This window comes from Nodosilinea sp. LEGE 07088 (genome assembly GCF_015207395.1).
Lineage (GTDB): Bacteria > Cyanobacteriota > Cyanobacteriia > Phormidesmidales > Phormidesmidaceae > Nodosilinea.
In genome coordinates this window covers 1-13,158 of the sequence record NZ_JADEWX010000164.1, presented here as the reverse complement: position 1 = coordinate 13,158, position 13,158 = coordinate 1, and the positions used below count along the sequence as shown (strand labels likewise).

The 13,158-nt window shown below is 59.9% G+C and carries 10 protein-coding genes; 9 read left to right on the top strand and 1 reads right to left on the bottom strand.

All coding sequences use genetic code 11. From position 1 onward, the window contains the following. Positions 1-35: 35 nt before the first annotated feature. From IQ254_RS24990 to IQ254_RS24955, 8 genes are all read left to right on the top strand, one after another. Positions 36-809: an ABC transporter ATP-binding protein gene (locus tag IQ254_RS24990; protein ID WP_193968871.1), complete on the top strand. Its 774-nt coding sequence runs from the start codon at positions 36-38 to the stop codon at positions 807-809. A 16-nt stretch (positions 810-825) separates the two neighbouring features. After that, positions 826-1,953 (top strand): aromatic ring-hydroxylating dioxygenase subunit alpha, encoded by a 1,128-nt coding sequence (locus IQ254_RS24985; RefSeq protein WP_228041071.1) that lies wholly within the window; start codon positions 826-828, stop codon positions 1,951-1,953. Between the two features lie 89 nt (positions 1,954-2,042). Further along, entirely contained in the window at positions 2,043-2,738 is a 696-nt protein-coding gene (locus IQ254_RS24980) for a hypothetical protein (RefSeq protein ID WP_193968870.1), read from the top strand. 29 nt (positions 2,739-2,767) lie between these two features. Then, on the top strand, positions 2,768-4,834 hold the full coding sequence (gene glgX, locus IQ254_RS24975) for a glycogen debranching protein GlgX (RefSeq protein ID WP_193968869.1): 2,067 nt from the start codon (positions 2,768-2,770) through the stop codon (positions 4,832-4,834). A 132-nt stretch (positions 4,835-4,966) separates the two neighbouring features. Continuing rightward, positions 4,967-6,658 carry a glycosyltransferase family 39 protein gene (locus tag IQ254_RS24970; protein WP_193968868.1) on the top strand — a complete coding sequence of 564 codons (1,692 nt, stop codon included), beginning with the start codon at positions 4,967-4,969 and terminating at the stop codon, positions 6,656-6,658. A gap of 386 nt (positions 6,659-7,044) precedes the next feature. After that, positions 7,045-7,641: a peroxiredoxin gene (locus IQ254_RS24965; RefSeq protein WP_193968867.1), complete on the top strand. Its 597-nt coding sequence runs from the start codon at positions 7,045-7,047 to the stop codon at positions 7,639-7,641. A gap of 133 nt (positions 7,642-7,774) precedes the next feature. Beyond that, positions 7,775-10,138: a catalase/peroxidase HPI gene (gene katG / locus IQ254_RS24960; RefSeq protein WP_228041070.1), complete on the top strand. Its 2,364-nt coding sequence runs from the start codon at positions 7,775-7,777 to the stop codon at positions 10,136-10,138. A gap of 117 nt (positions 10,139-10,255) precedes the next feature. Then, positions 10,256-10,420: a hypothetical protein gene (locus IQ254_RS24955; RefSeq protein ID WP_193968866.1), complete on the top strand. Its 165-nt coding sequence runs from the start codon at positions 10,256-10,258 to the stop codon at positions 10,418-10,420. A 174-nt stretch (positions 10,421-10,594) separates the two neighbouring features. Here IQ254_RS24955 and IQ254_RS24950 read toward each other — a convergent pair whose 3' ends face one another. Beyond that, positions 10,595-11,380 carry an HAD family hydrolase gene (locus tag IQ254_RS24950; RefSeq protein ID WP_193968865.1) on the bottom strand — a complete coding sequence of 262 codons (786 nt, stop codon included), beginning with the start codon at positions 11,378-11,380 and terminating at the stop codon, positions 10,595-10,597. A gap of 104 nt (positions 11,381-11,484) precedes the next feature. On the opposite strand from IQ254_RS24950, the gene IQ254_RS24945 reads away from it, so the two are divergent. Further along, entirely contained in the window at positions 11,485-13,146 is a 1,662-nt protein-coding gene (locus IQ254_RS24945) for a D-Ala-D-Ala carboxypeptidase family metallohydrolase (protein WP_193968864.1), read from the top strand. Positions 13,147-13,158: the final 12 nt, after the last annotated feature.

Below are 13,158 nucleotides of genomic sequence, written 5' to 3'. Positions count from 1 at the left end.
CCTCTATTCCCTAATCTCTCCACTCCCTCACCACCATGCACCTCGAAATCAACGGCCTACGCAAACAGTTCGATACCCGCCAGGGGCCGATATTGGCTCTCGATGACATCAACCTGCATGTCGAAACGGGCGAATTTGTCTGTGCGGTGGGGGCTTCGGGCTCCGGCAAATCTACCCTGCTGCGCCTGGTGGCGGGGCTCGATATGCCCACCGCAGGGGACATTATCGTGGATGGTCAGCGGGTGACGGGGCCGGGGTCTGACCGGGGCATGGTGTTTCAGAGCTATACCCTCTACCCCTGGATGACGGTGCAGAAAAATGTGGAGTTTGGCCTCAAGCTCCAGGGGATGGGTCAGCGGGAGCGGCGCGAGATGGCCTCTTACTATCTAGAGGTGGTGGGGCTGACGAAATTTGCGCCATCGCTGCCGAAGGAACTCTCGGGGGGCATGAAGCAGCGGGTGGCGATCGCCCGCACCCTGGCCTCGCGGCCCAAAATCATGCTGATGGATGAGCCCTTCGGCGCGCTGGACGTGCAGACTAAGGAAACCATGCAGCAGTTCATGCTGGATCTGTGGAACCGCACCGGGGTGAGTATTTTGATGATTACCCACGATGTGGATGAGGCGGTGTTTCTGTCCCAGCGGATCTACGTGCTGACGGCCCACCCCGGTACCGTTCAGCGGGAGGTGTTTGTGGATCTGCCCAGCGATCGCACCTACACCGTTCGCCGCGATCGCGCCTTTCAGGACTGTCGCGAAGAAATCATGGATCTGCTGCGGGGAAAGATGGCCCCGGCCCTAGTTAGCTGATGGAGCGTGATCAATAATGGTTTCTAGTCTGCCGCTGCAAGCGCCTAGGGTCCCCGCCGCCCACGGGCTGCCCGACCGGTTTGTGCTCACCGCTGACCACTACACCAACCCTCGCTGGCTGCCCATCGAGCAGCAGGCGATCTTTCGTCGGGCCTGGCTCTACGTGGGCGATGGCGAGCGCCTAAACCAACCCGGAATGGTATGGGCCAGGTCAGTGGCGGGCACCCCCCTGCTGATAGTGCGCGACAACGACGGCGAACTGCGGGCCTTTTATAATGTTTGCCCCCACCGAGCTGCGATCCTGTCGCCGCAGGTGGGCATTCACTCCTGCCAGAGGCTGGTCTGCCCTTACCACGCCTGGGTTTACGACCTCGCTGGCGATTTGGTCGGGGTGCCCTCTCAAGATCAGTTTCCAGACTCGTTTCAGAAGCCAGATTTTGCCCTGCGCTCGGTGCGCCTAGAAACCTGGTCGGGCTTTATGTTTGTCTGCTTTGACGACACCGCGCCACCCCTGGCGGAATTTTTGGGCAGCATCCCCGAGTATTTGGGGAGGCACCGCACCGCCGCCACCCAGCGGCTCGTGGCGAAGCAGTACACCGTCGGCTGCAACTGGAAGAACTACCACGACAACACCCTGTGCGACTACCACGTGGCGATCGCCCACCGCACAACCCTCAACCCTATACAGGGGCCAATTCGCCGCTACCGGCACCAGCTCGAGACCTTCGTGAACCTGCTCTACACCCCGATTACCGCCGATTGGCAGGCCGAAAACTCTGTTCTGCCGACCCTCCAGGGCCGCAGCCGCGAGGGATTTTTCACCTACGGCATCTACCCCAACCTGCACCTGCTGGGGCTACCCAACGGGCTGCTGATCTGGCTCCGCATTGAGCCCCTCGCCGCTGCGTCGTGCCAGGTTGCTCTCGAAATCTACGGTGATCCTGAGTACTGCCCGCCCGCCGAGACGCTGCTGACCGATTTTGAAGCCTTTATGCAAGAGGACATGGTAATCACTGAGAGCGTGCAGCAGGGCTACGCCAGCGGGGTCTATACGCCTGGCCCGGTCAACGGCCTAGAGGCCCGCATCATCCACCAGCAGCAGCTGATCTGGAAGGCCCTTACAGCTGCTGGTGGCGCTGAATAACAGCATGACTTGGATCAGGGCAAACAACCGTTTACCCCTGCGAGCAACCCTGATGCTTCCCCATCTCCCTACCCTCCCCATCTCCCTCCATGTCCCCCAATCCCTTTTTGGGCGTCTGGCAGCGCCGCTCCATTCAGTTTGACCAAGGTCCGATCGAAACCAGCCAGTCGGTCCTGTGGATTCAGGGTGAAACCTTTTTCGCGGATGTGCGGCAGTCCCTATTTGCGGGGCTGCTGACCCCAGAACGCTACGCTGCTCTAGATTGGCGATCGCGCTTTGATGCCGACCTGCTGGGCTTTGCCGGTAGCTTTAGCTGGCAGGAAGATGATGCGACCTGCACCTGGCATCAGCATCTCACCCTTGCTCCCCGCCTGTGGTCTGACACCAGCGGCTATGAGTGGTTAGATAGTGACACTTTTCTAGAACGGGGCACCTGGGACGATGGCAATGGTGAATTCCACCGCTTTGTCGAGCACTGGTGCCGCATCCACCCCGGCCCGGTGGCGGTTTGGCACCTCAACCGAGGAGACCTTCAGGGGCAGGCTTTGGTGGCGGGAGCCTGGGCGGCGATGGTTCACCAATGGCGCTCCCCCAGCGCCAACCCACTCCACGATCGCGAGACCTTTGCGGCCTTTTCTGCGACGGCCTGGCGGCACCAGCAGGGCACCTGGCAGCCCCTGTTTGGCACCGAGGCGAGTCTGGGCAGCCCGCCCCGGTGGACTCCCCTAGATTTGGCCGCGATCGCGGCCCCCGTTGTACCAAAACTTGACTCAGAGTTTAATTAAGGTCTGAAAAGCCTTGTAGGTAAAGCCCCATGAGCCCAAACGTCTTACCTGGTCAAAGCTATCCCCTGGGGGCCACGGTCTATGCCGTGGGGGTCAACTTTTGCCTGTACTCCAAACATGCCACTGGCCTAGATCTGCTCCTGTTTGAGGCGGACGATCTCACCCAGCCCAGCCGGGTGATCACCTTCGACCCCCAGCGAAACCGCACCTTTTACTATTGGCACGGGTTTGTGCCGGGGCTCAAGAGCGGGCAAATCTACGGCTACCGAGTGCATGGCCCCTTTGACCCGGCTCGGGGCCACCGCTTCGACCCCACTAAGGTGCTGCTTGACCCCTATGCTCGGGCCGTGGTCGGCGATGACACCTACGATCGCGCTACAGCCATTGGCCCCGGCGACAACTGCGCCACGGCCCTCAAGGGAGTCGTCGTCGATACCCGCAACTATGACTGGGGGGGCGATCGCCCCCTGCGCATTCCCTATGCCAGCAGCGTCATCTACGAGATGCACGTCGGTGGCTTTACCCGCCATCCTTCCTCTGGGCTGCCCGACGAGCAGCGGGGTACCTATGCGGGGTTAATCGAAAAAATTCCCTACCTGCAAGCGCTGGGCATTACCGCCGTGGAGCTGTTGCCCATTCACCAGTTTGACCCACAAGACGTTAGGCCTGGGCTCGAAAACTACTGGGGCTACAGCACCCTAGGCTTTTTTGCCCCCCACCGAGCCTACAGCTCCTGCAAAGAGCCCCTGGGGCCGGTCAACGAGTTTCGCGATATGGTCAAAGCCCTTCACCAGGCGGGGATCGAAGTCATTCTCGATGTGGTGTTTAACCACTCAGCGGAGGGTAACCACGAAGGCCCCACCCTGAGCTTTAAGGGCATCGACAATGAAACCTATTACATACTCGAAGACAACCCCGCCTACTACTCCAACTACAGCGGCTGCGGCAACACCCTCTCGCCCAACCACGCCGTAGTGGGTCGCATGATTCTCGACAGCCTGCGCTACTGGGTGTCGGAGATGCATGTGGATGGCTTTCGCTTTGACCTGGCCTCGGTGATGTCTCGCGATATGGCGGGCAACCCCCTCGAAGATCCGCCGATTTTATGGAACATTGAGTCGGAGCCGATTTTGGCGGGCACCAAGATCATCGCCGAGGCCTGGGATGCCGCGGGGCTGTACCAGGTGGGGACGTTTATTGGCGATCGCTTTGCCGAATGGAATGGCCCCTACCGCGACCATGTGCGCCAGTTTGTGAAGGGTGACCCCGGGGTGGTGCCCGACCTGGCTGCCCGTCTGCTAGGCAGCCCCGATATCTACCAAAAGCCCGATCGCGAGCCCAACCGCAGCATTCACTTTGTCACCTGCCACGATGGCTTTACCCTCAACGATCTGGTGTCGTACAACCAGAAGTACAACGAGGCCAACGGCGAAAATAGCCGTGACGGCACCAACGACAACCACAGCTGGAACTGTGGTATAGAAGGGCCGATGGCGCCACCGGAGGTCGAGCAGCTGCGCCACCGTCAAGTCAAAAACCTTCTCACCCTGCTGTTTATGGCCCAGGGCACCCCTATGCTGCTGATGGGTGACGAGGTGCGTCGCACCCAGCGGGGCAATAACAACGCCTACTGCCAAGATAACGACATCAGCTGGCTGAACTGGGAGGACATCGAGAAAGAACAGGCGCTGCTGCACTTTACCCGGGGGTTGATTCACTTCATTCAAAATCTGGAGGTATTTCGTCTAGAGCATCTGCTGCGGGTGACCCCGGCCTGGCACCCTGAACCCCATGTGGTCTGGCATGGCACCAGCCTGGGTCAGCCTGACTGGTCAGAGCAATCGCGTACCCTGGCCTTTACCCTGCGCTACCCCGAGGCCAAGGAGCAGATTCACGTCATGCTCAACGCCTACTGGGAGGCGTTGATGTTTGAGCTGCCGGGGCTGGGGCCGGGGGATCGCTGGCACCGTATTGTCGATACGTCGGTGGCACCGCCGCGAGATTTTTGCTACCCCGACGAGGCCCCGTTGTTTGAAAGCCCTCTGTACCCGGTTGGGCCGCGCTCGTCGGTGGTGCTGATGAGTCGGCGGCGGTAGGGCACTGCATGGTGACGTCGGCGGGCAGGGCCACCCCCAGGGTGCCCCGACGACTGTGATCAGCAGCTGCCTCACTCCAATACTGCTGCCAGCGCGCCTCGGCGACCTTCCCAACGATGAAAAGGGGCTTGTATGACCGGTAATTTCCTCGACTCGACACCGCCTCAGCTGCTGCGCCGGGTGCGCCGGGTGGCGATCGCGCTGCTGATCGTGGCCATTGGCCTGCGCTTTGCCACCCTCGACCGCAAAGTCTACTGGCACGACGAAGTGTTCACCTCCATGGTGATCACCGCTCGCCCCAGGAGCTATATGACGGCTGACCTGTTTCAAAATAAACTGGTCACCCCAGCCGACCTTTTGGCCTATCAGCAGTTTGTTCCAGAGCTGACCCTGGCGGACATGCTCGTTCGCCAGGGCCAGGAAGATGTGCAGCATCCCCCCTTTTACTACATGCTGCTGCGGTTTTGGGCCCAGCTCTGGGGGACAGCACCAGCGGTGATGCGGGGCTTTTCTGCCCTGCTGAGCGTGCTGATCTTTCCAGCGGTGTACTGGCTGTGTCTAGAGCTATTCGAATCATCCCTGAGTGGTTGGGTGGCGATCGCGCTGTTTGCCGTCTCGCCTGTGCACCTGGTATTTGCCCAAGAGGCCCGAGAATACGGATTTTGGACCGTCCTGGTGCTAGTCACTAGCGCCCTACTGCTGCGGGCTGTGCGCTCCCCCAACTGGCAAAACTGGGCGCTATACGGCCTGTCCATGGCGCTGGCCTGTTATACCGCCTTGTTTTCGCTGGGCGTTGCCATCGGCCATGGAGCCTACGTCATGGGCATCGAGGGGGGCATCAAGAGGGGCATCGAGGGGGGCACCAATGGCGGCAATCGCTGGTTTAGGGCTCGCCTGGGCAGGCGCACGGTGGCCTTTGGCGTCGCCATGGGGTTGGTGGCGCTGTCGTTTACCCCGTGGCTTTACTTCATTGCGACATCGCAGGAGGCGCTAGGAAATACCACCAGCTGGACCTCGGTTTCACTGCCGCTACGGTTCACGCTCCAACTGCTGGCGTTTAACTTCAGTACTGGCTTTGTCGATTTCAATGCTGCGGGGAGCGATCGCGCTATCTATGGTTTGATCCTGCCACTTTTAGGCTTGCAGACCTATGCCATGGTCTGGCTGGTGCGGAGCGCTCCAGGGCGAGTCTGGTGGTTTATTGTCACCCTGGTGGGCAGCACGGCCCTGCTGCTATGGCTCCCAGACTTGCTGTTTGGCGGTCAGCGGTTCACGGTGGCACGCTATGTGTTGGCCTGTGTGGTTGGCTTACAGCTCGCGGTGGTTTACCTGCTGTCTACCTGGCTCGTCGCCCCTCAGCGATGGCAAGCCAGACTGGCTCAGCTGGTGCTGGCACTGCTAATTGCGATCGGCCTGCTCTCCTGCGGTGTCTACTCCCGGGCAGATACCTGGGGGAATAAGGTTTTAAATAGCAACTACCACCAGCTGGCTGAGCTGATCAACCGCAGCGATCGCCCCCTGATACTGGCCGATTCCTATGACCACTTTCCGGTCAGCCTGATTTCCCTCAGTTATTTGCTGAAACCCGCCACCCAGCTGCTGTTGCTACCCAACGTCGGGTCGTCGTTTGCGATTCAAACGCTGCCAGCGGGGGTGGACACCGTATTTTTGTTCAACCTGCCCGATGGGTTTCGCCAGCGGTTTGAGGCCTGGTCTGAGCAAGCGCTAACCCTGGCGTTTGAAGATTACTGGAATCAGGTCTGGCAAACCACTGCGCCGCCCAGCTCTGATTTAGATCCCACCCCAGCCGACCCCGAGCCATAGATGCTTACCACCCCGATCAGTAGCGTTGCAGCGGCAACCAGACAGCCTTTTAGACCTGCCCAACGGGACATAGATTTCATTTCGTAGAGATATTAAGTGTTGCAAAACAATCTATTTTTGGCCCGCCAGCGCATATTTGCTTGAACTAAGCTGAGAATATGCAAACTCGTAATGAGTATGACTTGATGCGGATGGTTGAGTTCCTCGGCTTCATTAAAGTCTGGGTTTAAGGTAACGGTTGTTTGGCCTAGGTGACCTGTAGCGATTCCTTGAAAAAGTATCGGAGCAGGTCATCGATCTAGGGTGGCTAGGGTGGTTTGCTGCTCACTCATCTCGCAGTTAAGCGAGGTCTAACTGATGTTGAAGGCGAGTAAGGAGCTAGGCAAATGGTGGTTAACCATGAGGGCCAGCAAGTCCCTGACGCAACCTTTCGAATGTTTGCAGGGGCGGGATGGTACAACCTGACGACGGCGGATCTTTTTGATCACAAAACCGTAGTGGTGTTTGCGGTGCCGGGCGCGTTTACCTGCCCCCATTCTCCGATTCAACTATTAGGCTACAACGAGTATGCTGCGGTATTTCGGGCTAACAGAGTTGACGAAATTCTCTGTCTTGCGGTCAACGATCCGTTTTCGCTGGCGGCTTGGGCCCAAGAGGAAGGTGCCGATCAGGTGCGCTGCATCCCCGATGTGAAGGGTGAGTTTACTCGCAAAATAGGGATGCTAGTCAACCTTTCGGATCACGGTATGGGATACCGGTCTCAGCGCTATTCCATGCTGGTGAAAGATGGTGTGATTGACAAAATGTTCGTGGAACAAGATGACTTTGAGGCCACGCCGTTAGTTTCCACTGCCGAGACAATGCTGACTTATATTAACCCCGAGGCAGAAAGACCCCGGCAGACAGCTGTGCTGATGCACCTGTGGCGAACAATACTTTCGGCCCAGGGAAATACTCGGCAAAGAAAACGTAAGCAGACCTGACCCAGAGATTACAAGGTGTAAAAATCACTCACTTTGAGGTCGATAAAGCACGCGGGATTGATGTAGGCTAACATCAAAAAGAAGTCGTAATGACTACGACTTGACGTTCGTGAAACCACGATAGGAAGACGCTATGACAAGTAACTCAATGAAATGTCCGTTCCCTATGAGCGGTAAGCTCATGGAAATCTGGCGGGCCGTGACCTCGATGCTGGGTTCAGGTGGCGAAGACGGCGCTGTGCTGCAATCCTCGATGGCGAACCCAGTCCACGGTGCCGGCCCGGTTCATGGCGCTACGGGTGCATGTCCCTTTGTGGGTAGCCCCCAGGCCTTCGTAGCGGGTAGTGGCACGTCGAACCGCGACTGGTGGCCGAATCAGTTGAACCTGAACATTCTTCACCAGCAATCCCCCAGGGCCAATCCCATGGGTGAGACGTTCAACTACGCTGAGGCGTTCAAGTCCCTAGATCTAGCTGCTCTGCGGGCCGATATCTTTGAGCTGATGACCACCTCCCAGGACTGGTGGCCCGCCGACTACGGCCACTATGGCCCCCTCTTCATTCGCATGGCGTGGCACAGCGCGGGTACCTACCGTATTGGCGACGGTCGCGGCGGCGCGGGCACTGGCAACCAGCGATTTGCGCCGCTCAACAGCTGGCCCGACAATGCCAACCTCGACAAAGCGCGCATGCTGCTGTGGCCCATTAAGCAAAAATATGGCCAGAAAATTTCCTGGGCTGACCTGATGATCTTTGCCGGTAACTGCGCGCTGGAGTCGATGGGCTTTAAGACCCTGGGCTTTGCCGGTGGGCGGGAGGATATTTGGGAGCCAGAGCTAGACATCTACTGGGGCTCTGAGACCACCTGGCATGGCGATGCGAACTACAGTGGCAAGCGCTACAGCGGCGATCGCGTGCTAGAAGATCCCCTGGCGGCGGTGCGCATGGGCCTGATCTACGTCAACCCGGAAGGGCCAGACGGTGAGCCCGATCCCATTGGCTCAGGGCGCGACATTCGCGAAACCTTCGGGCGCATGGCGATGAATGACGAAGAGACCGTGGCGTTGACGGCGGGTGGGCACACCTTTGGCAAATGCCATGGTGCAGGGGATGCCGCCCATGTCGGGGCCGAACCCGAGGGGGCCAGCATTGTCGATCAGGGCCTGGGCTGGAAGAGCACCTTTAAGTCTGGTGTCGGGGTTGATGCCATCACCAGCGGTATCGAAGGGGCCTGGACCCCCACGCCAACCCAGTGGGACAACAGCTATCTCGAAACCCTGTTCAAATATGACTGGGAATTGACCAAGAGCCCCGCTGGTGCCTGGCAGTGGGTACCCAAGCATGGTGCTGGTGCCGATACGGTGCCCGATGCCCACGATCCGTCAAAGCGGCATGCCCCGATCATGACCACGGCGGATATGTCTATGAAGATAGACCCCATCTATGAGCCAATTTCGCGGCGCTACCACAACAACCCCGATGAGTTTGCCGAGGCCTTTGCCAAGGCCTGGTTTAAGCTGACCCACCGCGATATGGGGCCGAAGTCGCGCTACCTTGGCCCAGAGGTGCCCGCAGAGGATTTCCTCTGGCAAGATCCCATCCCCGCCGTTGACCACGAGTTGATCGATGCTCAGGACATGGCCGCTCTCAAGGGCAAGATTCTGGCCTCGGGACTGTCGGTTGCTCAACTGGTCTCAACCGCCTGGGCATCGGCGGTGACCTACCGCGATTCTGACAAGCGCGGCGGGGCCAACGGGGGCCGCATTCGGCTCACGCCGCAGAAGGATTGGGCTGTGAATCAGCCGGCCCAGCTAGCCACGGTGCTGCAAACGCTAGTGGGCATCCAAACCGAGTTCAATGGCTCGCAGTCGGGCGGGAAGAAGGTTTCCATCGCGGACCTGATCGTACTGGGCGGCTGCGCCGGGGTCGAGCAAGCGGCGAAAAATGCCGGTTATAACGTGGCGGTGCCCTTTGCACCGGGCCGTACGGATGCCTCGCCAGAGGAAACGGATGTAGAGTCTTTTGCCTACCTTGAACCCAAGGCAGATGGCTTCCGCAACTATCTCAGCGGTGAGCATGCCATATCTGCTGAGGAGTTGCTGGTGGATCGAGCCCAGCTGCTGACGCTATCTGCGCCTGAAATGACGGTGCTCGTAGGTGGCCTGCGCGTCCTGGGGGCGAACGTGGGCGACTCCAAACATGGGGTTTTTACCCAGCGGCCAGGAACGTTGACCAACGACTTCTTTATGAACCTGCTCGATTTCGGCACGACATGGCAGGCGGTCTCTGAGACCCAAGAGGTGTTCGAGGGGCGCGATCGCAGAACCGGCGCACTCAAGTGGACCGGCACCCGGGTTGACCTGATCTTTGGGTCGAACTCGCAGCTCCGCGCCCTGGCAGAGGTCTATGGTTGTGCCGATGCCCAAGGCAAGTTCGTCCATGACTTTGTGGCCGCGTGGGACAAGGTGATGAACCTCGATCGCTTTGACCTGGCTTAGGCTGGGCAAAGAGGTCTGGGAGGGGTTCTAGGCGTAGCGTCAATCGATCGCCCACCGATCGGTTGACGTTACGCAAGCGTACAGAGCCCTGCAAATGGGTGCAAGCCAGAGACAACAATGCTGGAGTCGCTGAGGGTAGAGCTGCCGGGGCTGGAGCCGCTCGATGGCCACAGGTGGCCGGTCTTTGACCAACGCTGGCACCGCATTGTCGATACCTCAGTGGAGTCGCTCAGGGATTTTTGCTACCCCGAGGAGGCCTCGCTGTTTGCAGGGCATTCTTGATCTATATTTTCTAGGGCGTGAAAGCGATGGTGATTTTTCCACCTTGCTGTCAGCTGCTTAGCTTTTCCGACATCAGTAGAAAGGCGCAATCAAATGTAAGACAGTGTAGGTTGCGGTTGAGGCACGTTGGCGCAGCCTTGCCGGAGGCCATAAACCAACCCCTGCTCTGCAAGACTAGGCGGTCGGCGGTCTGGCAGCCACCAGGGCCTCAACGACTTCTAGAAACCCTGCCACTTCAGGAGCATGGGTGACATAGGCCGGGTGGTGGGTGAGCCGGGGCCAGTAGTCTTTAATATTAGCCACCCCCACCGACAGGGGAAAGATCGCCGGGTCAAACATGCTCTCGTCGTTGGGACTATCGCCCAGGGTGAGCACCGCGTCGGTGGTCAGGGGGGCAAAGTGGCGCTGCACCACCCGCTGGAGCCCCGCCGCCTTAGACTGTCCCGGTTTGTAAATGTGGCACTGCACCGTGCTGTAGACGAACCCCCAGCCCAGGCGGCGGCAGGTCTGGCCCATGGCATCCAGATCGGCCTGGGCTAGGCCGGTGATGTCAAAGGTCCAGTCGGTGAGGCGAAAGCGGTTGTCTGTAGATTCTTGCAGCTGGGGCCAGCGCGATCGCAGTTGGCCAAACACCGCGCTCAGCTGCTGTCGGTGTGCCGCCAGATCGTCAACCTCCAGCAATAGCTCGGGGGCCACGTCGAGAGGAAAGTAAACACCGCCGTTTTCAGCCATTGCCCCCACCACCGGCAGGTAGTGGGCCAGCCCGTGCACCCAGCCCGCCGATCGCCCGGTGACAATAATCACGGGGAACCCCGATGCCTGCAACCGTTCTAGCCCCTGGAGTAGAGCGACGGTAAACTGGCCCTGGTGGGTGAGGGTGCCATCCATATCGGTGGCCAATAGCTTGACGGCCCGGTGGCCTGAAAACCCAGCAGCAGGTAATGGTTGAACTTCGCCCATCGGGTCTACACTTTGTGGTGATTGAGCATGCCTTGGGCCGTTGGTTGCCAAAGACCAGGCTACGCGCTTGCCCCAGGCCCATTCGCCCATACTGAAGGCACGCTATGAGCACGTTAGCACCCGATCAGCGCAACTACTACTATCTACTTGAAGGGGGCCGGGTGGGGGTGCATAAGCCCATTTTGGCGGCTCTCTATGCCGTGCACGACCAGCCCCAGCTCACCGATGGCGAAACCGGTCTGGGCATTTCTCCCGCTCACCAGGTCGAGATGGCGGCGGTCGATACCTTTGCCACCCAGGTGCAGTATGGCGCCAACACCCTGCGCAGCCTCACCAACAGCCTGATCGAGCAGGGCTGGAGCAGTGGCGACATCTGGGATGCCAGCGTGGGGCGCTATAGCGATCGCTTTCTACAGGCGGTGGCTCAGGGGTTTGCCCCAGAGTCCAGCGATGCCGACGCCGCTCAGCTCGAACCCTGTGACCCCGCCGCGCTATTGCAGGCCTATTTACAAGACATCAGCGCCGACTACAGCGGTGCCCAGCTGCCCCAGGGATTGGCCAAACTCGACCCGGCGCTGCTGGCCTTTGTCGAGCGGGTGCCGCCCAACTATGGTCGCCTCGACTTTCAGCGCCAGGCCCTGGTGGAGACCGTGCGCCTGTGGCGGCAGTTGAATGGGGTCACGCAGGTCTATGAGGTGCTCAACGTGCCTGTGGTTGACCAGGTACCCGATGAAGCCGCCCTCGACAACGCCCTGGTGGGCTTTATGCAGTCGGCTGGGCGCTACTACTCGGGCTATCCCAACCAGCGCGAGGCGTTAATTCGCCTGGTGCAGCTCTGGCGTGCCCTCGACTCGCGCGAAGAGGCCGTCGATTGGCTGCTCAACAACGATCCCTTTGCCAGTGAAACCAATCTCGATATCATTGACCCGGCCCTGATCGCCTTTGGGCAAAAAATTCCGGCCCTCTATACCGGCCAGGGCGATCTGCGGTTTGCCCTGACCGAGGGCTACCGCAACTGGTTTGGCCTCAACTCGCGCACCACCGCCATTCAGCAACTGGGGGTCAACCCCGACGACCTGGTGCAAAACGCCGAAAATCAGGCGGCCCTAGTGGTCGCCGCCCAAACCCTAGACCGTGCCCTGCTCGACTTCGCCACCACCATTCCCACCGCCTATACACCCACCGAGCAGCAGCGGGAGGCGCTGATTCGCCTGGTACAAATTTGGCGACGGCTAGAGGGGCGCATTCCGGCGATTCAATCGCTGTTTGACGACCTGCGGCGGCTAGAGCGGGCCGAGCCGTCATCGCCCGATGCCATGCCCGCCCCGGTGCCAATGCCCTCGCCGCCGCGCCCGCCCCAGTGGACCCCCAACAACATTCAGCTCGACGCCAGCATCGTGCCCAACGGCAACTTTACCTGGGCCGAGGCCACTCGCGGTGGGGCCCGCATGCCCCCCGACCAGGCCACGGTGGCGGCGATCGTCCGGATTGCTACTCTGGCCCAGCAGGCCCGCGATCGCATTGGTCGCCCCTTCTTGATCACCAGTTGGTATCGCCCGGTCGAGATCAATCGCCGCGTGGGCGGAGCGTCTAGAAGCCGTCATATTGTCGGCGATGCCATCGACTTCTACTGCGTCGGCCTCACCGGCAATCAGGTCTACTGGTCTCTCGATCCCTGGTGGCCGGGGGGATTGGGGCGCTATGGCCAGTTTCCGGCCCTGGTGCATATCGATGCGCGGGGGAGTAAGGCGCGGTGGTTGCATTAGAGAAGGTGGGGG

What these genes read in the sequence shown, in the direction of transcription:
- IQ254_RS24990 (WP_193968871.1), top strand. Translation starts at nt 36, where the DNA reads ATGCACCTCGAAATCAACGGCCTACGCAAACAGTTCGATACCCGCCAG.
- IQ254_RS24985 (WP_228041071.1), top strand. Translation starts at nt 826, where the DNA reads ATGGTTTCTAGTCTGCCGCTGCAAGCGCCTAGGGTCCCCGCCGCCCAC.
- IQ254_RS24980 (WP_193968870.1), top strand. Translation starts at nt 2,043, where the DNA reads ATGTCCCCCAATCCCTTTTTGGGCGTCTGGCAGCGCCGCTCCATTCAG.
- glgX (WP_193968869.1), top strand. Translation starts at nt 2,768, where the DNA reads ATGAGCCCAAACGTCTTACCTGGTCAAAGCTATCCCCTGGGGGCCACG.
- IQ254_RS24970 (WP_193968868.1), top strand. Translation starts at nt 4,967, where the DNA reads ATGACCGGTAATTTCCTCGACTCGACACCGCCTCAGCTGCTGCGCCGG.
- IQ254_RS24965 (WP_193968867.1), top strand. Translation starts at nt 7,045, where the DNA reads ATGGTGGTTAACCATGAGGGCCAGCAAGTCCCTGACGCAACCTTTCGA.
- katG (WP_228041070.1), top strand. Translation starts at nt 7,775, where the DNA reads ATGACAAGTAACTCAATGAAATGTCCGTTCCCTATGAGCGGTAAGCTC.
- IQ254_RS24955 (WP_193968866.1), top strand. Translation starts at nt 10,256, where the DNA reads ATGCTGGAGTCGCTGAGGGTAGAGCTGCCGGGGCTGGAGCCGCTCGAT.
- IQ254_RS24950 (WP_193968865.1), bottom strand. Translation starts at nt 11,380, where the DNA reads ATGGGCGAAGTTCAACCATTACCTGCTGCTGGGTTTTCAGGCCACCGG.
- IQ254_RS24945 (WP_193968864.1), top strand. Translation starts at nt 11,485, where the DNA reads ATGAGCACGTTAGCACCCGATCAGCGCAACTACTACTATCTACTTGAA.